Source organism: Streptomyces humidus (assembly GCF_014649655.1).
Taxonomy (GTDB): Bacteria; Actinomycetota; Actinomycetes; order Streptomycetales; family Streptomycetaceae; genus Streptomyces; species Streptomyces humidus.
On record NZ_BMTL01000014.1, the window covers coordinates 13945 to 32768 of the forward strand.

The 18824-nt window shown below is 74.1% G+C and carries 18 protein-coding genes; 13 read left to right on the plus strand and 5 right to left on the minus strand.

Annotated elements, in window-relative coordinates:
* Positions 1-111: 111 nt before the first annotated feature.
* The gene (locus tag IE239_RS17715; protein ID WP_190150310.1) at positions 112-819 is read left to right on the plus strand and encodes a hypothetical protein; all 708 of its coding nucleotides are present in this window, start codon (positions 112-114) and stop codon (positions 817-819) included.
* Positions 820-853: 34 nt separating this feature from the next.
* Here the strand turns inward: IE239_RS17715 and IE239_RS17720 are convergent, their stop codons facing one another.
* A complete protein-coding gene (locus IE239_RS17720) occupies positions 854-1729 on the minus strand; it encodes a TVP38/TMEM64 family protein (protein WP_190150311.1) in 876 nt (291 codons plus the stop codon).
* A gap of 49 nt (positions 1730-1778) precedes the next feature.
* On the opposite strand from IE239_RS17720, the gene IE239_RS17725 reads away from it, so the two are divergent.
* The 3 genes from IE239_RS17725 to IE239_RS17735 all read left to right on the plus strand — a co-directional run bounded on the left by IE239_RS17725 (position 1779) and on the right by IE239_RS17735 (position 4949).
* The gene (locus IE239_RS17725; RefSeq protein ID WP_190150312.1) at positions 1779-2516 is read left to right on the plus strand and encodes a DNA alkylation repair protein; all 738 of its coding nucleotides are present in this window, start codon (positions 1779-1781) and stop codon (positions 2514-2516) included.
* A gap of 309 nt (positions 2517-2825) precedes the next feature.
* A complete protein-coding gene (gene tuf / locus IE239_RS17730) occupies positions 2826-3995 on the plus strand; it encodes an elongation factor Tu (protein ID WP_190150313.1) in 1170 nt (389 codons plus the stop codon).
* Positions 3996-4157: 162 nt separating this feature from the next.
* Entirely contained in the window at positions 4158-4949 is a 792-nt protein-coding gene (locus IE239_RS17735; RefSeq protein WP_190150466.1) for a spermidine synthase, read from the plus strand.
* Positions 4950-5003: 54 nt separating this feature from the next.
* Here IE239_RS17735 and IE239_RS17740 read toward each other — a convergent pair whose 3' ends face one another.
* A complete protein-coding gene (locus tag IE239_RS17740; RefSeq protein WP_190150314.1) occupies positions 5004-6050 on the minus strand; it encodes a DUF8017 domain-containing protein in 1047 nt (348 codons plus the stop codon).
* A gap of 277 nt (positions 6051-6327) precedes the next feature.
* Between IE239_RS17740 and IE239_RS17745 the strand changes: the two genes are divergently transcribed.
* A complete protein-coding gene (locus IE239_RS17745) occupies positions 6328-6765 on the plus strand; it encodes a DUF4442 domain-containing protein (RefSeq protein ID WP_190150467.1) in 438 nt (145 codons plus the stop codon).
* A 309-nt stretch (positions 6766-7074) separates the two neighbouring features.
* Positions 7075-7737 carry a DedA family protein gene (locus IE239_RS17750; RefSeq protein WP_190150315.1) on the plus strand — a complete coding sequence of 221 codons (663 nt, stop codon included), beginning with the start codon at positions 7075-7077 and terminating at the stop codon, positions 7735-7737.
* 102 nt (positions 7738-7839) lie between these two features.
* Here IE239_RS17750 and IE239_RS17755 read toward each other — a convergent pair whose 3' ends face one another.
* Entirely contained in the window at positions 7840-8367 is a 528-nt protein-coding gene (locus IE239_RS17755) for a gamma carbonic anhydrase family protein (protein WP_190150316.1), read from the minus strand.
* Between the two features lie 144 nt (positions 8368-8511).
* Between IE239_RS17755 and IE239_RS17760 the strand changes: the two genes are divergently transcribed.
* The gene (locus tag IE239_RS17760; protein ID WP_190150317.1) at positions 8512-9276 is read left to right on the plus strand and encodes an acyltransferase; all 765 of its coding nucleotides are present in this window, start codon (positions 8512-8514) and stop codon (positions 9274-9276) included.
* A 260-nt stretch (positions 9277-9536) separates the two neighbouring features.
* Complete coding sequence (locus IE239_RS17765; RefSeq protein ID WP_190150318.1) at positions 9537-10118, plus strand: helix-turn-helix domain-containing protein; 582 nt, start codon at positions 9537-9539, stop codon at positions 10116-10118.
* A gap of 48 nt (positions 10119-10166) precedes the next feature.
* On the opposite strand, the gene IE239_RS17770 is transcribed toward IE239_RS17765, so the two are convergent.
* The gene (locus IE239_RS17770; RefSeq protein WP_229878175.1) at positions 10167-11330 is read right to left on the minus strand and encodes a 4-hydroxybenzoate 3-monooxygenase; all 1164 of its coding nucleotides are present in this window, start codon (positions 11328-11330) and stop codon (positions 10167-10169) included.
* A 227-nt stretch (positions 11331-11557) separates the two neighbouring features.
* Complete coding sequence (locus IE239_RS17775; RefSeq protein WP_190150320.1) at positions 11558-11965, minus strand: CoA-binding protein; 408 nt, start codon at positions 11963-11965, stop codon at positions 11558-11560.
* A 176-nt stretch (positions 11966-12141) separates the two neighbouring features.
* Here IE239_RS17775 and IE239_RS17780 point away from each other — a divergent pair, with 176 nt between their 5' ends.
* The 5 genes from IE239_RS17780 (at position 12142) to IE239_RS17800 (ending at position 18567) form a co-directional block, all read left to right on the plus strand.
* Positions 12142-12888 (plus strand): hypothetical protein, encoded by a 747-nt coding sequence (locus IE239_RS17780; RefSeq protein ID WP_190150321.1) that lies wholly within the window; start codon positions 12142-12144, stop codon positions 12886-12888.
* Positions 12885-13448, plus strand: a complete 564-nt coding sequence (locus IE239_RS17785) for a SixA phosphatase family protein (protein ID WP_229878156.1) — start codon at positions 12885-12887, stop codon at positions 13446-13448. Before IE239_RS17780 ends, IE239_RS17785 begins: the two co-directional genes overlap by 4 nt.
* A 61-nt stretch (positions 13449-13509) precedes the next feature.
* Positions 13510-14136, plus strand: coding sequence for a YigZ family protein (locus IE239_RS17790; RefSeq protein WP_190150322.1), 627 nt, complete (start codon positions 13510-13512; stop codon positions 14134-14136).
* 247 nt (positions 14137-14383) lie between these two features.
* A complete protein-coding gene (locus IE239_RS17795; protein ID WP_190150323.1) occupies positions 14384-15547 on the plus strand; it encodes an exonuclease SbcCD subunit D in 1164 nt (387 codons plus the stop codon).
* Complete coding sequence (locus IE239_RS17800) at positions 15544-18567, plus strand: AAA family ATPase (protein WP_190150324.1); 3024 nt, start codon at positions 15544-15546, stop codon at positions 18565-18567. The genes IE239_RS17795 and IE239_RS17800 overlap by 4 nt, the downstream gene beginning before the upstream one ends.
* Positions 18568-18824 lie beyond the last annotated feature (257 nt).

Genomic DNA, 18824 nt, shown 5'->3' on the forward strand with positions numbered 1-18824 from the left:
CATCATCGCCGGCCCGGTCGGTCGTCGTAGTTCCGGCGTTCCGGCGAATCCCCGCGGCTGCGTGCCCTTGAATGATCCGATCGACCGATTCCGAGAGCGGGGAGTCAGTACGTGCGGATCAGGGTGACGGCGGCGGCGCTGTGCACGGCGGTTCTGGTGGCCGGGTGCGGCGGCGGGAGCGATTCGGGCGGGAAGGACTCCGGCGCCGCGGCCACGGGCTCCGGCTCCGGCTCCCGGTCGGGTCCGGCTCCGGACGCGGGGGGCAAGGCTCCCTCCGGACCGCTCGGAGCGGCTCAGCTGAAGTCCGCGGCGCTGACGGCCGGCGACGTGGACGGCTACCAGATCACCGACTTCCCCGTGAAGCCCGACGACGAGTCGACCGCGCGGCCCGCCGCGTGCCAGCCGTTGGAGGACATGCGCACCGCCTCTCCCGACCCGGGCCCTCAGGCGTTCGAGGGCCGCCTCGCCTTTCCCGGCGCGGCCCCCGCGGACGGCGCGGCCACCACCATCGGCCTCATGGCCTACGACCGGTCCGGCGCGGAGGGCGTCCTCGACCGTCTGCGCACCGCCCTGAAGAAGTGCACGGCCTACGAGGGCGGGGTGCCCGCCCGCACCACGGCCGAGGCCGCCACCGCGCCCGACGCGGGCGACGAGGCCGTCGCCTTCGGCCTGCAGACCGAGCGGGACAGCGCGGACGCGTTCGTCGTCGTGCGCACCGGCGCCACGGTCGTCCTCTTCTGCACCGCGAGCGGCACGGGCACCCCGGCGAAGGTGCCCGAGGCGCTCGTCTCTGCGCAGATCCGCAAGCTGGAGGCGTGAGAGACGGGGCGGCCGAAGGAGCCGCCACCGTCCGCTACGGACGGCGCAGGTGGTGCCGTTTGCGCCAGGCCACCGCCGCGCCGGCCAGCGCCGGCAGGGCGATGCAGACCATCGCGATCAGGAAGGCCGGCGAGGTCGGGGACGAGGCCCGGGCCCCGGCGACGACGTAGGCGGCGGTGTTCGGGATCGATCCCAGCGCGGTCGCCGCGAGGAAGGACGGCCAGCTCATGCGGGAGACGGCGGCGCAGTAGTTCGCGGCCCAGAAAGGCACCCCCGGGAACAGCCGGGCCGCCAGCATCGAGCGCAGACCGTGCCGGCTGAGCTGACCGTCCGCCGCCTCGAGGAGCCGGCCGCGCAGCAGGGGCCGCAGCGCGTCCTGCCCCAGGACACGGCCGAGCCCGAAGGCGATACCGGCCCCCAGCACCGTGCCGGCCAGCGCCGCGCCGCCGCCCCACTGCGAGCCGAACAGCGCGCCGGCGGCCAGGTTCAACAGCGGTCTCGGCACGAACGCCACCGTGCACAGCCCGTACGCCAGCGCGAAGAGCGCGGCCGCCGCCGCGCCGCCCAGGTGGGCCGGCCAGCCGCCCGCGAGGAGCTTCTGCGGCTCGAAGAGCAGCACGCTCGTCGCGGCGGCCGCCAGCAGAACGACCAGCAGCGCCAGCCGGGACCAGGGCGACAGGAGCACTCTGCCGCAGCGCGCGGCGAGGCCGCCGGGAGCGGCAGCCGAGGAGGGGACGGGCGCGACGACGTGCGCGAGGGCGGACGCATCGGCGGGCGCGTCGGCGCTCGCGGTGACGGTCCCGATGACGGGGAGGGGAGCAGGCGCGAGCAACGGAACGACGAAGTCCGTGCCGGCGGCCCGGGGAGAGGCCGTGGCGGTGCCCCCAGAGCGGGTGGTGGCATCGAGCATCCCGTGACACTAACGGACGGACAGATGTGATCGCCGTATGGTTCGTCCCATGACCGTCACAGGCGCGGGCCCGGCCGACGCGCCGGGCAGCGTTCTCGCCGACACCGTGCTGGAGCGGCTGACGGCCGCCTACGAAGGCGCGGCCGACCCCGGCCGGGCGGCGGCCATGCGCGCGTACATGAAGGACGTGGCCCCCTTCCTCGGGCTGCCCACCCCCGGCCGCCGGGCCCTGTCCCGCGCCGTTCTCGCCGGCATGCCCCGTCCCGCCGAAGCCGACTGCACGGCGATCGCCCTGCGCTGCTGGGCCTTGCCGCACCGCGAATACCACTACTTCGCCGTGGACTTCCTCCGCCGCCACGCGGGACGCCTGTCGTCGGCGTTCCTGCCCGTGACCCGCCGGCTCGTCACCACCACGTCCTGGTGGGACACGGTCGATCCGCTCGCCGCGCACGTGGTCGGCTCCCTGGTCGCGGCCGACCCCGGTCTCGCCGCCGACATGGACGACTGGATCGTCGACGAGGACATGTGGGTGGTCCGCACCGCCCTGCTCCACCAACTGCGTCACAAGGAGCGCACCGACGCCGACCGGCTGTTCGCGTACTGCCTGCGCCAGTCCGGCCATCCCGACTTCTTCGTCCGCAAGGCCATCGGCTGGTGCCTGCGCGAGTACGCCAAGACCGATCCGGAGGCCGTGCGGGCCTTCCTCGTCCGCGAGCGGGGCCGGTTCGCGCCGCTGACGGTCCGTGAGGCCCTGAAGAACATCGGTACGGTCCCCGGCCTGCCGTAGCCGTTCGTCCGCCCGCCGCGCGGGGTGGGGCCGGTCATCGCGCCCGCTGCCCGCTCCTGTCCGATCCGGCGAAAACAGTTCGACATCCGGCCAACGGTCGACGAGGATCGGCCTCATGTTCCGGCACGCCTTCCACCTCGCAGCGTCCGCAGTCGCGGATGCCCCGAAGGCTGCCGTCCCGATGCTCGCGGCCGCTGCCGGCGGCGCCCGAAGCTGACCCTCCCCGGATCGTCCGGCCGACCCCCCAGGGGGAGGGTCGGCCGATTCCTCGGGGTCCCCCTTCCCACGGACACGCTTCGAGGTACAGCCATGCCCAAGACCGCCTACGTACGGACCAAGCCGCATCTCAACATCGGCACCATGGGTCACGTCGACCACGGCAAGACCACCCTGACCGCCGCCATCACCAAGGTTCTCGCCGACCGCGGGACCGGCTCCTTCGTGCCGTTCGACCGCATCGACCGCGCCCCGGAGGAGGCCGCGCGCGGGATCACCATCAACATCGCGCACGTCGAGTACGAGACCGACACCCGGCACTACGCGCACGTCGACATGCCGGGCCACGCGGACTACGTCAAGAACATGGTCACGGGCGCGGCGCAGCTCGACGGCGCGATCCTCGTCGTCTCCGCGCTCGACGGGATCATGCCGCAGACCGCCGAACACGTCCTGCTGGCCCGGCAGGTGGGGGTGGACCACATCGTGGTCGCGCTCAACAAGGCCGACGCGGGCGACGAGGAGCTCATCGACCTCGTCGAGCTGGAGGTCCGCGACCTGCTCACCGAGCACGGCTACGGCGGCGACGCCGCGCCCGTGGTGCGGGTGTCGGGGCTGAAGGCCCTGGAGGGCGACCCGCGCTGGACGCGCGCCGTCGAGGCGCTGCTCGACGCGGTGGACACCTACGTGCCCGTCCCCGAGCGTTACCTGGAGGCGCCGTTCCTGCTGCCGGTGGAGAACGTGCTCACCATCACCGGCCGCGGGACCGTGGTCACCGGAGCGGTGGAACGGGGCACGGTGCGGGTGGGCGACCGGGTCGACGTGCTCGGCGCGGGTCTGGCGAGCGTCGTCACCGGCCTGGAGACCTTCGGCAAGCCGATGACGGAGGCCCAGGCCGGCGACAACGTGGCCCTGCTGCTGCGCGGGGTGCCGCGCGACGCCGTCCGCCGGGGTCAGGTCGTGGCCGCGCCCGGGAGCGTGACGCCGCGGCGGCGGTTCTCGGCGCGGGTGTACGTCCTGTCGACGCGAGAGGGCGGCCGTACGACGCCCCTGTCGACCGGGTACCGTCCGCAGTTCTACATCCGGACGGCGGACGTCGTCGGGGACGTGGACCTGGGCGGGATCACCGTCGCGCGGCCCGGGGACACGGTCGACGTGACCGTCGAGCTGGGCCATGAGGTCGCGCTGGAGACCGGGCTCGGCTTCGCGATGCGTGAGGGCGGGCGGACCGTGGGAGCGGGGACCGTGACGGCCGTCCTCTGAGACCGGCCGGCGTCGCGCGCAGCCGCGGACCGCGGGCGCCGGTCCGCGGACCGGCGCCCCGGGGGCGGGTCCGGCGGGCGCGTCCGCCCCCGGCACAATGAGCGGGTGAACGACGAGCCCGTACCCGTCACCCGAGCCGTCGACCACGGCACCGCCAAGCTGATGCCCGACGTCGACCGGGACCGGGCCTGGCTGCTGACGGTCGACGGGGCGCCGCAGTCGTACGTCGACCTCGACGAGCCCACGCACCTGGAGTTCGAGTACACGCGACGCCTCGGGCACGTCCTGGACATCGTCGCCGAACCGGGGCGGCCCCTGGACGTGCTGCATCTCGGCGGCGGCGCGCTCACCTTGCCCCGGTACGTCACCGCGACCCGGCCGGGCTCCCGGCAGGACGTCGTCGAGTTCGACCGCGGTCTGCTGGACCTGGTCGCCGAGCACCTGCCCGTGCCGCCCCGGGCGGGCGTCGAACTGCACGCGGCCGACGCGCGGGAGTGGCTGGAAGCGGCCCCGGACGACTCCGCCGACGTGCTCGTCGCCGACGTCTTCGGCGGCTCCCGGGTCCCCGCCGCCGTGACCTCCCTCGCCTACGTCCAGGAGGCGGCGCGCGTCCTGCGCGGCGACGGGGTCTACCTGGCGAACCTCGCCGACGCGGCGCCGTTCGCCTTCCTGAGGTCCCAACTGGCCAACCTGGCCGAGGTGTTCGAGGAGCTGGTGCTGATCGCGGAGCCGGCCGTGCTGCGCGGCCGCCGCTTCGGCAACGCGGTGCTGGCCGCCGCGCACCGCCCGCTCGACCTGTCCGCCCTGGCCCGCCGCACCGCCTCCGACGCGTTCCCGGCCCGGGTGGTGCACGGCCCGGGCCTGCGCCGTCTCGTCGGCGACGCCCACCCGGTCCGGGACGAGGACGCCGTACCGTCACCGGAACCGCCCGAGGGCGCGTTCGGCGTCGGCTGACGGCAGGGCGTGGGGGCGCCGTCAGCCGATGTGCCGCCGGCAGGGCGGCCCCGCCTAGCTGTGGGTGGGTGTTCCGTGGAGTCGTACGGTGCTCAGGATCTGCATGATCGTGGCCTTCGGGAGCTCGCCCTTCACACCCTTGGCCCCGTACAGGTTCCAGGACACGTAGTCGCTCTCGGAGTTCTTGAAACCGAAGGTGATCGCCTTGCCGTCGCTGTCGCACTTGCCCTTCTGGGGCGTGCCGGTCGACTGCGCCCAGGCGTAACTGCCCTTGATTCCGGAGGCGGTCGTGAAGGGGGTGGCCTTCTTGTCGGTGGTGATGCTCTTCTTGTCCGGTTCGGTGTAGCCGCCGAAGACCCACCAGGCGGGCGTGTTGATCGCGATCTCGTCGGTGTTCTTGGCGCCCTCGGCGCCCTTGCTCCCGACCATGGCCAGCGCGGTGTCCTCGATCTTGCCGTCCTTGTCGGAGTCCACCGAGCACCACTTCGACTTGTACTCGGCGGTGCCCCCCTGCAGGATCCGGTCGTAGCCGTCGGACTTCTTCTTGTCCTCCCACTCGAAGCCCTGGCTGAGCCCCGGGGACTGGACCTCCCAGTCCGCCGGCACGTCGAAGGCGATGCCCCACTTCGGGTTCACGACGACCTTCCAGCCGGCCACGGTCGGCTTCTCCGCCTCACCGTTGCGCGGGTTGTCGTCCGTGCCGGTCGACGCGGACGCCGACGCCGCGGCGGAGCCGGAGACCGAGGGGCTCGTGCTGCCCTTGGCCACGGGGGCCCCTTCGTCGCCGCCGCCCAGCACCAGGAACCCGGTGACTCCGGCGGCCACGACGACGGCCGAGGCCGCGACGATCGCGACGAGCTTGGTCCGGTCGCCGCCGCCTCCTCCGCCGTTGCCGCCGGGTGGCGGCGTGGGCGCGCCCGGGGGCGCCTGGGCGCCCCATTGCGGCTGTGTCGCATAGGGGTTGGGTTGCTGCGGGTATTCGGGCTGCGGGTATCCGGGCTGCTGATACGGATTCGGCTGCTGGTATCCCGGCTGCTGGTACGGGTTGTTCTGCGCCTGCGGGTTCTGCTCTCCCCCGGGCGGCTGCTGTCCTGGCCACATGGCCGGAAACACTAGTGCCGTCCGGGACACGGTTCGGTAACCGCCCCTTGTCAGGGACGTACCGAACGGAGGCCGGACGGGTTCGGACGTGGGCGACCCGCGCACAGTGCCCCCGTACTTCCGGATTGCGTCGTTCCTGCGCGGGGTGGGGCGTGGGCCGCGGTCGCCGGCCGCGGCCATGGGCGACGGTGACGGACGGCGCTGATGGGGCGAGCGTCACATCGGCTGGCCAGTGGACGCTACTCGCGGGTAACGTCACGGCATGAGCGCAGACCAGATGTCCATCGGCGAGATGCTCGCCGCCACGGTGCCCATGGCGAGGACCCTGAACCTCGAGTTCATCGAGGCCGGTCCGGAGAGGGCCGTGGTCGCGCTGCCGGACCAGGGCGAGTTCCACAACCATGTGGGCGGTCCGCACGCCGGCGCGATGTTCACGCTCGGCGAGTCCGCCAGCGGCGCGATCGTCCTCGCGGCGTTCGGGGACCAGCTCTCCCGGGCCGTGCCCCTCGCCGTCGGCGCGGAGATCGCCTACCGCAAGCTGGCGATGGGCGTCGTCACCGCCACCGCCACCCTGGGGCGGCCGGCCGCCGAGGTCGTCGCGCAGCTCGACGCGGGGGAGCGCCCCGAGTTCCCGGTCGCGATCGAGATCCGCCGCGCCGACGGGGCGGTCACCGGCGAGATGACCGTGACGTGGACCCTGCGCCCCAACGGCTGACGCCCCCTCACCCGGACGTCCCTGACCCGTTCTCTGGGCACTGACCCGGTAGCGCCCGCGAAGCCGGACGAGGCCCGCACGAGGGGAGCCGGCCTCTCCTTCTTCGCGCCGCATCCCGGCGCCCGCGGTGAGCCGACGTCCCGGCGTCGCGGCGTCCACGGCGTGCGGACGGGCGGCCGTCACCAGGGGCCGCACGCCGTGGCCGTGGTGGACCGGGCGGCCGCACCAGCGCCGGACCGCGTCCGGCCGACCCGGTAGGCTTCCTGGGAAGGGCGACAGAGCCAGGGCGTCAAACGGGAGGAACCCGCGGTGCACGTGCAGGAATGGCTCGACACGGTACCCGCGGCCGCCGTCTACGCCGTGGTCGCCCTCGTCATCGGCCTCGAGAGCCTCGGCATCCCGCTGCCCGGTGAGATCGTCCTCGTCTCGGCCGCGCTGCTGTCCTCCCAGCACGGTGGCGTGAACCCCGTCGTCCTGGGTGCGTGCGCCACCGCCGGCGCCGTGATCGGCGACTCCATCGGTTACGCCATCGGCCGCAGGGGCGGACGCCCGCTGCTGGCCTGGCTGGGCGCGAAGTTCCCCCGCCACTTCAGCGAGGGGCACATCGCCACCGCCGAGCGGTCCTTCGAGAAGTGGGGCATGTGGGCCGTCTTCTTCGGCCGCTTCGTCGCCCTGCTGCGCATCTTCGCCGGGCCCCTCGCGGGCGTCCTGCACATGCCGTACTGGAAGTTCCTCACCGCCAACCTGCTCGGCGGCATCGCCTGGGCGGGCGGCACCACGGCCGTCATCTACTACGTGGGCGTCGTGGCGGAGTCCTGGCTGAAGCGGTTCTCGTGGCTGGGGCTGGTGCTGGCGGTGCTGTTCGGTCTGGGGTCGCTGCTCGTCGTCAAGCGCAAGGCGAAGCGCTCCGAGCAGGAGAAGGCCGGGGCCGAGGCGAAGCCCGAGGCCGAGCCCGCGGCCGCCGCCGAGTAGCCAGGACGCGGATCCGCCTCCCGGGCGGTCGAGCCCGCACCTTGCGGACCCCGACGCCGTCACCGCGCGCGCCCGGCGCAGCCGCGGGTGACGACGCCGCGTCTACTCGTGGATCTCCCCGTGGGCCTTGGCCAGGTCCGCGTACAGCGTGCCGTTCAGCGTCACGCCCTGCCGCTCCTCCTCGCTCAGCTCCCGCTTCACCTTGGCCGGCACCCCCGCCACCAGCGAACCCGGCGGCACCTCCATCCCCTGCGGCACGAGCGCCTGCGCGGCGATCAGCGAACCCGCCCCGATCACGGCCCCGTTGAGCACGGTCGCCCCCATGCCGACGAGGCAGTCGTTCCCGACGGTCGCCCCGTGGACCACGGCGTTGTGACCGACCGAGACCCGTTCGCCGATGGTCACGGGGAACCCGGGGTCGGCGTGCAGCGTCACGTTGTCCTGGATGTTGGCGTCCGCCCGGACGGTGATCCGCTCCACGTCCCCGCGGACGACGGCCCCGTACCAGACACTGGCGCCCGCCTCCAGGGTGACGTCCCCGATCACCGACGCGGTCGGCGCCACGAAGGCCTCCGCGTGGACCTGGGGTTCCCTGCCGCCGATGCCCACGATCAGCGCCTTGTGCGTCATCACCGTCTCCTCGTGCCCGTGGTGTCCGTCGTGTCTGCCGTGCCCGTCGTCTCCGCCGCGCTCCCGCACCGTACGCCACCGGGTGGGGCGAAGATCACAGGGCCGGGGGCCGCGGCCGGCTTGCGCGCTGAGTACGGTGAGCGGGTGCCGAAGCGCAAGAACACGTTCTCATCATGGCGGCGCCGACAGGTGCAGCGCGCCGTCCACGCGGGCTGGTCCTGGGTGCAGCGCACGGGCTCCGTCACCGCGGAGCGCCCCGGGGGCTTCCGCTTCGGCTCGATCGGCGTCGGCACCCGGCTCGCCTTTCCGCTCGGCACGGTCTTCGGGGAGCCCTGGATCCACCTCGGCGCGCACTGCATCGTCGGCGAGCAGGTGACCCTGACCGCCGGCCTGATGCCCGACCTCGACCTCGGCCCGGACCCGATCCTGCGCCTCGGCGACGGCGTGGTCCTCGGCCGGGGCAGTCATGTCATCGCCGACACGACGGTCACCATCGGCAGTGACTGCTACTTCGGCCCGTACGTGTACGTCACGTCCACCAACCACTCCTACGACGATCCGCACGAGCCGATCGGCAAGCAGTGGCCCCGCATGGAACCCGTGGAGATCGGTCCGGGATGCTGGATCGGCACCGGGGCCGTGATCCTGCCGGGGGCGCGGGTCGGACGGAACGTCGTCGTCGCGGCCGGCGCGGTCGTGCGCGGGACCGTGCCCGACCACGCCGTCGTGGCGGGCGCGCCCGCCAGGGTCGTCCGACGCTGGACGCCTGACGAGGGCTGGCAGCCGCCGTTGCGCAGCCCCGCGCCGGTGCCGATACCGGACGGCGTCACCTCCGACCAACTGGTCGCGCTCTCGGAGCTGGACGAGGAGACGGTGGCCAAGCTGACCCGGCTGGAGCCCGGCAGCTGATCGGAGGGAGACGGTCGCACGCCCGCCGCCCGCAAGCCCGTCGCCCGGACGGCGAGGCCCCTCGCGAAGCAGGCCGCGCACGGCGAGAGCCGTCACCACCGATACCTCGCAGTACAGTTCGGTGCATGATCGGGTACAGCACGCCGTAGTCCGGTAATGCGAACCGGTCATCCAGAATGCCGGACTCCGGGGCCGCCGGGACCGGACGTAAAAGGGCCGACGGAAAAAGGCCGATGAAAAAGGGCGGAACAGGACGGAACGTGTCGGACCTCGACCTGCTGACCCAGTCCCTGGCGCGCAACGTCAAACGGTGGCGCACCGAACGCGGCTTCACTCTCGACGCGCTCGCGGCGCGCGCCGGGGTCAGTCGGGGCATGCTGATCCAGATCGAGCAGGCCCGGACCAATCCCAGCCTCGGCACGGTCGTCAAGATCGGTGACGCGCTCGGCGTCAGCATCACCACCCTGCTCGACTACGAGCGCGGCCCGAAGGTCCGCATCGTCCCCGCCGACCAGGCGGTGCGGCTGTGGCACACCGACGCGGGCAGCTACAGCAGGCTCCTCGCGGGCACGGAGGCGCCGGGTCCGCTGGAGATGTGGGAGTGGCTGCTGATGCCCGGCGAGAGCAGCGGATCGGACCCCCACCCGCTCGGCACGGTCGAGATCGCCCATGTCACCGACGGCGAGCTCACCCTCACCGTCGACGGCACAGAGCACCGCGTCCCGGCCGGCGCGAGCGTCACCTTCGAGGCCAACGCCGCGCACCGGTACGCCAACCTCGGCGAGATCCCGACACGGATGGTCCTGACGGTGTCGGTCCCCCCTCCCGCACCCGCGCACTGAGACGCCACGACGATCCCGTGGCCGGCGCCCGAACCGGTCGCGTGCGCGTCAGTAGCGTTCCGCGGTGCCCAGGTACTGCTCCGCGAAGGCGGCGGCGGCGACGGGGGAGGTGAACAGGCGGCGCAGCCGGGCGAACGTCGTGCCCGCGCGGAACGGGTCGCCGGCCGAGGTCCCGTGATACACCTCGGACAGCCACTGTGAGAACTCCTGGTAGTCCCACACCCGGCGCAGACAGGCCTCCGAGTAGTCGTCCAGACCGCTCCCGTCGCCGCCGTCCAGGTAGGCGACCAGGGCGTCGCCCAGCAGGAACGCGTCGTGCAGGGCGAGGTTCATGCCCTTCGCGGCGATGGGGGCCACGAGGTGGGCCGAGTCGCCGGCCAGGAAGAGCCGCCCGTACGTCATCGGCTCGACCACGTGGTCGTGCAGGTCGAGCACCCGTTTCTCGATCAGCGGTCCCTCGGTGAGCGGCGGAGAGCCCGCCCCCTCCAGGCGCTGGTGCAGCTCGGACCAGACGCGGTCGTCGGACCAGTTGTCCGGGTCGTCGCCGGGCGGGCACTGGAGGTAGTAGCGGGTCACTCCGGGGCTGCGCGCCATGTGCCCGGCGAACCCGTCGGGATGGATGCCGAACAGCACGCAGTCGGAGGACGGCGGCGCCTCGGCGAGCAGCGCCAGCCAGCCTATGCCGTAGTCGTGCCGGGCGATCCGCGCGTGCCCGGTCGGCAGCGCGGCCCGGGCCGCCCCGCGCGGGCCGTCCGCGCCGACGACGAAGTCGCAGGTCAGCGAACGGCGTTCACCGGTTTCGGGGCAGGTGTACGTCACGGACGGGCGAGCCGTGTCCAGGTCGTGCAGTGCGACGTCGCGCACCGAGAAGCGGGCGTCCCCGCCGCGCACGTCGACGTACTCGTGGACGAGGTCCGCCACCAGCAACGGCTGCGGATACACCCAATGGTGACGACCCGTCAGCTCGGTGTAGGGGAAGCGGTAGCGTTCGCCGCCGAAGCGGAACTCGCACGACGAGTGCCGCTGGGCGCGCTCCGACAGGTTGTCCGCCAAGCCACGGCGCTGAAGTTCGCGCACCGCCCACTCCTCGATGACGCCGGCCCGCGGCCGCCGCTCGATGAACTCACGGCTCTCCGCCTCCAGTACGGCACAGTCGACGGACCCGGCCCGCAGGATGTTGCCGACGGTGAGACCTGCCGGGCCCGCGCCCACGACGACGACCGGAACGTGGCGGGAGGAACCGGAACCAGAGGAACCGGAGGAACCGGAGGGAGGGGAGTCGGTGCTCACCCGCACATTATGGGCGGCCGGTGCGGCTGCAACAGCGCGGCCGGTGGGCTGTTCCCGCCTCCCCGCCTCCCCGCCTCCCCGTTCTCCTGGCGGCTCCCCGTGCTCCCGGCCGGACCGGAGCTCGGGCGCGGTGGCGGGTGGCAGGGTCGTCAGGCCAGGCGGGGGATCTCGATGGCCGGGCAGCGGTCCATGACCATCTCCAGGCCTGCGGCCCTGGTGCGGTCGTAGGCGGCCTCGTCGACGACGCCGAGCTGGAACCACACGGCCCGTGCGCCCTTGGCCACCGCCTCGTCGGCGACGGCTCCCGCGAGCGCGCTGTTGACGAAGACGTCGACCACGTCCACCTCGAAGGGGATGTCCGCGAGGGAGGCGTACCCCTGCTCGCCGTGCACGGTCTCCGCCTTCGGATGGACGGGTACGACCCGCTTGCCGAAGCGCCGCAGCACCTCGGCGACCCCGTGGGCCGCACGTCCACGGTTCGTCGACAGGCCCACCACGGCCCAGGTGTCACCGAGTCCGGTGAGGATCTTCCGGATCGTCGCCTCGTCGCCGTACACCGGCGGCCTCCTTGACAGTCGAAAACGGTGAGAAAATATCAGAAATGATCGAATTGGGTTCGCGTGTCGAACAGGATCCGACGCGGGTGCCAACAGTGTGCGACGGATCCTGATTCCGGGTCCCGCCTTTCCGGTCCCTGCCTGCGAAGCGGCCTCCGTCCGCCTAGGCTCGGCACGTGCTGCGCATCATCGACGCCCGAACCGGCGTACCCGTGCTCGCCGCCCCCGTCCGGCGGGGGCTGACCCGTGTCGAGGCGCATGCCTCGGGATACGGGGCCGCGTCGCTCAGGGTGCTGCTCGTCGCCGATCTGCTCGTGCGCGCGCTGGAACTGGGCGGCACGCCCGCCTGGCTCCTGCTCACCGGTGACCGCGACCAGGCTGAGCTGCGGGCCGGCGCCACCGCCCTCGGCATGCACCCCTTCGAGGACGGCCGGGACCTCGGGGCCGGTGTGGGCGAGGCGCAGGTCCTGCACGTGGTGGGCGAGGACGGCCGGCGCCCCGACGGCGGGGCGCTGATCGCCGTCGCGTCGGCCGAGGGCCTCCTGCCCGGGGCGTCGGCGCGGGGAGCCGTGCCGGACGCCGACCCGTCCGTCCTGCGTCTCGCCCTTCTCTCCGTGCCCCGTACGGAGGCCCTCCGGCTCGACGCGACGGTACTGGCCGAGGCCCACGACACCCTTGCGCGCTGGCGGCGGTCCGTCGCCGACTGGGCGCGGCAGTCCTCGCGACCGGTTCCGGAGGAGCTCCGCGGCCGGCTGCGCACCGCCTGGGAGGACGACCTCGACGTGCCGGAGGTGCTGCGCGTGCTCCGGTGGGTGCGCGACGCCGGCCCCGAACTGCCGGCGGGCGCCCGCTTCGAGACGTACGCCTACGCCGATCGTCTCCTGGGCCTCGAACTCACCCGCGACCTCGGAGCCCCGTCGTGACCGCGCCCGGCGCCGGTGTGCCCGGCGCCGAAGCGTCAGGCGCCGGTGCGCCGCGTCGGCTGGTCGTGCTGCGGCATGCCAAGTCGGCCTGGCCGGAGGGGGTCCCCGACCATGAGCGGCCGCTCGCCCCGCGCGGCCGCAGGGATGCGCCGGCGGCGGGCCGCGCACTCGCCGAGGCCGGCTGCCGCCCGGATCTCGTCCTGTGTTCGACCGCCGTCCGCGCCCGCCGGACCTGGGAGCTGGCCTGCGCCCAGTGGGACGTGCCGCCCCCGGCGCGCTTCGACCCGCGGCTCTACGGGGCGGACGTCCCCGAGATCCTGGACGTCGTCGGCGAGACGCCCGACGCGGTCGGCACCCTGCTGCTGGTCGGGCACAACCCCGGTCTGGAGGAGCTCGTCCTCGGCCTGTCGGGCGAGGGTCTCGCGGACGCCCTCGACCAGGTGCGGCTGAAGTTCCCGACGTCGGCCATCGCCGTTCTGACCTGGCACGGGCCCGACTGGCGGGCCCTGACGCCCGGCGCGGCCCGGCTCGCCTCGATGACCGTGCCGAGGGGCCGTTAGCCGACGAGCAGGCCGAGGGCGGGGGTGAGCCGGCCGTCCGGGCAGCGCATAGGCTGACCGGATGCAGGACGAGTACCGCACCGTCGCCCGCGCGGGCGTGCACGAGACCGAGGTCAACCGGTCCCGCTTCCTGTGCTCCCTCGCCCCGGCGGCCACCGAACAGGAGGCCAGGGAGTTCCTGGCCTCCGTCCGCAAGGAGCACGCCGACGCCACCCACAACTGCTGGGCGTACGTCATCGGCGCCGACGCCGCCGTGCAGAAGGCGAGCGACGACGGCGAGCCCGGCGGCACCGCGGGCGTCCCCATGCTGCAGATGCTGCTGCGCCGCGACATGCGGTACGTCGTCGCCGTCGTCACGCGCTACTACGGCGGCGTCAAGCTCGGCGCGGGGGGCCTGATCCGGGCGTACGGCGGCGCGGTCGGCGAGGCGATCGACTCCCTCGGCGTCCTCACCCGCCGCCGTTTCCGGCTGGCCACGGTGACCGTCGACCACCAGCGCGCGGGCAAGGTGCACAACGACCTGCTCGCGACCGGGCGCCAGGTGCGCGACGTCCGCTACGGCGAGGCGGTCGCCATCGAGATCGGCCTGCCGGAGGCCGAGGTGGCCGCCTTCCGCGCCTGGCTGGCGGACGCCACCGCGGGGACGGCGGGCCTCACCCTGGGCGACGAGGCGTACGGGGACGCGTGAGAGGCCCGCGCCTGCAGTGCGTTGGCCGTGACATGACATGGCGTGACATGGCGTGACATGACTTGCCTGGTCCGTGCGTGGCGGTGGTGCGCGGCGGGACGTGTGAGGTGCGACGCGTCGCGCGAACGACTGGGTGTGCGAAATGTCCGCGAAGTCGCTTTGTGGCGGCTGTCATGACGGTGCGATGACGGTGCGATACGGGAGTAACCGCCCGTGCTGTCGGACCCGGCCGTTAGTCTCGGGGATCATGAGGCTGCTGCACACTTCCGACTGGCATCTCGGCCGGGCGTTCCACCGGGTGAACATGCTCGGCGCCCAGGCCGAGTTCATCGGTCACCTCGTCGCGACCGTGCGTGAGCGCGAGGTCGACGCGGTGGTCGTGTCGGGGGACGTGTACGACCGCGCGGTTCCGCCGCTCGCCGCGGTCGAGCTCTTCGACGACGCCCTGCACCGGCTGGCCGGCCTCGGAGTGCCCACGGTGATGATCTCCGGCAACCACGACTCGGCCCGCCGGCTCGGCGTGGGCGCCGGCCTCATCGGACGCGCGGGCATCCACCTGCGGACGGACCCGGCGGCGGCCGGCACCCCGGTGATCCTGCGGGACGCCTTCGGGGAGGTCGCCTTCTACGGCCTGCCCTATCTCGAACCCGCCCTGGTGAAGGACGAGTTCGGCGTGGAGAAGGCCGCCCATGAGGCCGTGCTCGCCGCCGCGATGGACCGGGTCCGCGCCGACCTCGCCGCACGCGCGCGGGGAACGCGTTCCGTCGTCCTCGCCCATGCCTTCGTCACCGGCGGCGAGCCCAGCGACAGCGAACGGGACATCACCGTCGGCGGGGTCGCCTCCGTCCCGGCAGGGGTCTTCGCCGGCGTCGACTACACGGCGCTCGGTCATCTCCACGGCAGCCAGACCATCACCGCGCGGGTGCGCTACTCGGGCTCCCCGCTGCCCTACTCGTTCTCCGAGAGCGAGCACCGCAAGACCATGTGGCTGGTCGATCTCGCGGCCGACGGGGAGATCGCCGCCGAGCGCGTCGACTGCCCGGTGCCCCGCGCGCTGGCCCGCATCCGGGGGACGCTGGAGGAGCTGCTCGCCGACCCCGCGCTCGCCCGCCACGAGGAGGCGTGGGTCGAGGCCACGCTCACCGACGCCGTCCGCCCCGCCGATCCCGTGGCCCGGCTCGCCGAGCGGTTCCCGCACACCCTCAGCCTCGTCTTCGCCCCCGAGCGCGCGCCCGACGACCCCGACGCGTCCTACGCCCGCCGTCTCGCCGACCGCAGCGACCAGGAGATCGCCGAGGACTTCGTGGCCCACGTGCGCGGAGCGGCGCCCGACGCCCGCGAGCAGGGCGTACTGCGGGACGCCTTCGACGCGGTCCGCGCGGACGACGTGGAGCGGGAGGTGGCGCGGTGAGGCTGCACCGGCTCGGCCTGACGGCCTTCGGCCCCTTCGGCGGAGCCCAGAGCGTCGACTTCGACGAGCTCTCCGCCGCCGGCCTCTTCCTGCTGCACGGACCCACCGGCGCGGGCAAGACCTCGGTCCTGGACGCCGTGTGCTACGCCCTGTACGGCTCCGTGCCGGGCGCCCGCCAGAGCGGTCAGGGCGCGACCCTGCGCAGCGATCACGCCGCGCCCGGCACGCGGACCGAGGTCGTCCTCGAACTCACCGTCGCGGGACGCCGGCTGGAGGTCGCCCGGCAGCCCCCCTGGGAGCGGCCCAAGAAGCGGGGCTCCGGCACCACGGTGGAGAAGGCCCAGAGCCTGCTGCGCGAGTACGACCCGGTCGCCGGCGCCTGGAAGGACCTCAGCCGCTCGCACCAGGAGATCGGCGAGGAGATCACCCAGCTGCTCGGCATGAGCCGGGAGCAGTTCTGCCAGGTGGTGCTGCTGCCCCAGGGCGACTTCGCCCGGTTCCTGCGCGCCGACGCCGAGGCGCGGGGCCGGCTGCTGGGCCGCCTCTTCGACACCCGGCGGTTCGCCGAGGTCGAGAAGCGCCTCGCCGAGCGCCGGCGTACCACCGAGGCACGCGTGCGCGAGGGCGACTCCGCGCTGCTGGCGGACGCCCACCGGATGCAGCAGGTGGCCGGGGACGCCATGGAGCTGCCCGAACTCGCCCCGGGGGAGCCGGGCCTGGCCGAGGCGGTGCTCGGCGCGGCCGCGGTCGCCCGCAGCACCGCACGCGAGCTGCTGACGACCGCGCACTGCGGCCGCCTCGCCGCCGAGTCCGCGCAGGCCGCGGCCGAGCGCGCGCTGGCCGACGTCCGTGAACGCGATCGGCTGCAGAGGCGGTTCGCCGAGGCGCGCGAGCGGGCCGAGGCGCTGCAGGAGCGGGCAGGCGCCCACCAGGAGGCGCAGGCGCGCATGGAGCGGGCGCGCAAGGCGGAGGCGGTGGCGCCGGCGCTGGAACTGCGCGAGGCCGCCGAGGCCGAGCACGAGGGGGCGGCCGCACGCGCGGCCCGGGCGCGTGCCCTGCTCCCGGAGCGGTTCGCCGACTCCGGGGCCGCCGGGCTCGCCGCGGCCGCACGCCGGGCCACTGAGGAGCTGGGCGGTCTGGAGTCCGCTCGCCGGGGCGAGCGGAGGCTCGCCGACCTCGCCGCCGAGCGGGCCGACCTGGACCGGCGCGAACGCGACGACGAGGACGTCCTGACGGAGGCCGAGGCCTGGCTCACGGGCTGGGACGCCGTCCGCGCGGATCTGCGGGCCCGCATCGAACGCGCGCAGGAGGCCGCCACCCGCGCCGAACAGCTCGACGGCCGGCGCGAGCCCGCACGGCTGCGCCTGGAGGCCGCCCGGCGGCGCGACGGGCTGACCGACGACCTGGAGGCCGCCCGGCGCACCGCACTCGCCTCGCGCGAACGCACGCAGTCGGCCCGCGAACACTGGCTCGACGTCAAGGAACAGCGCCTGAACGGCATCGCCGCCGAATTGGCCGCCACCCTCGCCGAGGGCGAACCCTGCACGGTCTGCGGCGCCACCGAGCACCCCGCGCCCGCCCGCAGGAGCGCCGGGCACGTCGACCGCGAGGCCGAGGAGCAGGCGCTGGCCGCCTACCAGCACGCCGAGGAACGCCAGGCCGGGGACGAGCGAGCACTCGGCCTGCTGAGGGAGGCGCTCGCCGCCGCCACGGCCGAGGCGGGCGACGCCCCGGCGGACCGGCTCGCCGCCGAGGCGCTGGAGGCGGAGCAGACCTACGCGCAGGCCCGCCGGGAGGCCTCTGCGCTGCACCCCGCGCGCGAGGAGCTGCGCCAGGCCGAGCAGGAGCACGAGCGCCGTACGCAAGCCCAGCGTGAGGCCGCCGTCAGGGCCGCCTCCCGGGTGGGTCACCGCGAGCGCCTGGAACGCGAACGGCGCACGCTGGAGGAGGACTTGGCACAGGCCCGGGGGACGGCGGACAGCGTCTCCGCGCGGGCCGCCCAGCTGGAGCGGCAGACGGCGCTGCTCACCGACGCGGCCGAGACCGCCCGCGCCGCCGAGGAGAGCGCCGAGCGCCTCAAGGCCGCCGACGGACGCCTGGACGAAGCCGCGTTCCGGGCCGGCTTCGACACGCCGCAGGCCGCGGCCGACGCCCTTCTCGACGACACCGCCCACCGCGAGCTGCAACGACGCCTGGACGCCTGGCAGTCGGAGGAGGCCGCCGTACGGGCCGCCCTCGCCGAACCCGACACCGTGGCCGCGGCGCGGCAGCCTCCCGCCGACCTCGCGGCCGCCGAACGGGCGGCGGCGGAGGCGGCCGAACGGCTGCGCGCGGCCGCCTCCGCCCAGGACGCGGCGTCCCGCCGCTGCACCGAACTCGACCAGCTGTCCGCGCGCGCGAGCGGCGGCGTGCGCCGGCTCGCCCCGCTGCGCGAGGAGTACGACAGGGTGGCCCGTCTGGCCGGCCTCACCGCGGGCACCTCCGCGGACAACGAGCGCAAGATGCGCCTGGAGGCGTACGTCCTGGCCGCCCGGCTCGAACAGGTGGCCGCCGCGGCGACCGCACGGCTGCAGCGCATGTCGTCCGGGCGCTACACCCTGGTCCACTCCGACGACCGGGCCGGCCGCGGCCGCAGCGGGCTCGGGCTGCACGTCGTCGACGCCTGGACCGGCCGGGAGCGGGACACGGCCACACTGTCGGGCGGCGAGACGTTCTTCGCCTCGCTCGCCCTGGCCCTCGGGCTCGCGGACGTCGTCACCGACGAGGCCGGCGGAGTCAGGCTCGACACCCTCTTCATCGACGAGGGCTTCGGCAGTCTCGACGACCAGACGCTCGACGAGGTCCTGGACGTCCTGGACTCCCTGCGCGAGCGCGACCGCAGCGTCGGCATCGTCAGCCATGTGGGCGACCTGCGCCGTCGCATCCACGCCCAACTGGAGGTCGTCAAGGGCCGGTCGGGGTCGACGGTACGGCTGCGGGGCTACCGGCCGAGCGGGCGGCGGGAGAGCGGCGAGGAGTGACAGGGCCGGCCGCGGCTGCTGACGCCGGGCCGCCGTCGGCCGAGCGGCCCTGTCCTTCCCGTACCGACGCCGTCACCATCGCCACCTCCAACGCCACCTACAACGACACCTCCACCGTCGGCGTCGGCGTGGGAAGCGGCGGTGCGAGGTCCCGAACTCGCCCTCGGGGCGCGCCGCGTGCGGGACCGACGTCCAGCCCGGCGTCCGCCTCGCGGACGGGACGGCCCCCAGCGCGGCGGGCCTTCGCCGCCCTGGGG

Excerpts from the sequence above, each read along its gene's own strand:
- IE239_RS17720 (WP_190150311.1), bottom strand. The coding sequence starts at position 1,729 with ATGCTCGATGCCACCACCCGCTCTGGGGGCACCGCCACGGCCTCTCCC.
- IE239_RS17790 (WP_190150322.1), top strand. The coding sequence starts at position 13,510 with ATGCAGGACGAGTACCGCACCGTCGCCCGCGCGGGCGTGCACGAGACC.
- IE239_RS17735 (WP_190150466.1), top strand. The coding sequence starts at position 4,158 with ATGCCCGACGTCGACCGGGACCGGGCCTGGCTGCTGACGGTCGACGGG.
- tuf (WP_190150313.1), top strand. The coding sequence starts at position 2,826 with ATGCCCAAGACCGCCTACGTACGGACCAAGCCGCATCTCAACATCGGC.
- IE239_RS17745 (WP_190150467.1), top strand. The coding sequence starts at position 6,328 with ATGTCCATCGGCGAGATGCTCGCCGCCACGGTGCCCATGGCGAGGACC.
- IE239_RS17795 (WP_190150323.1), top strand. The coding sequence starts at position 14,384 with ATGAGGCTGCTGCACACTTCCGACTGGCATCTCGGCCGGGCGTTCCAC.
- IE239_RS17740 (WP_190150314.1), bottom strand. The coding sequence starts at position 6,050 with ATGTGGCCAGGACAGCAGCCGCCCGGGGGAGAGCAGAACCCGCAGGCG.
- IE239_RS17725 (WP_190150312.1), top strand. The coding sequence starts at position 1,779 with ATGACCGTCACAGGCGCGGGCCCGGCCGACGCGCCGGGCAGCGTTCTC.
- IE239_RS17755 (WP_190150316.1), bottom strand. The coding sequence starts at position 8,367 with ATGACGCACAAGGCGCTGATCGTGGGCATCGGCGGCAGGGAACCCCAG.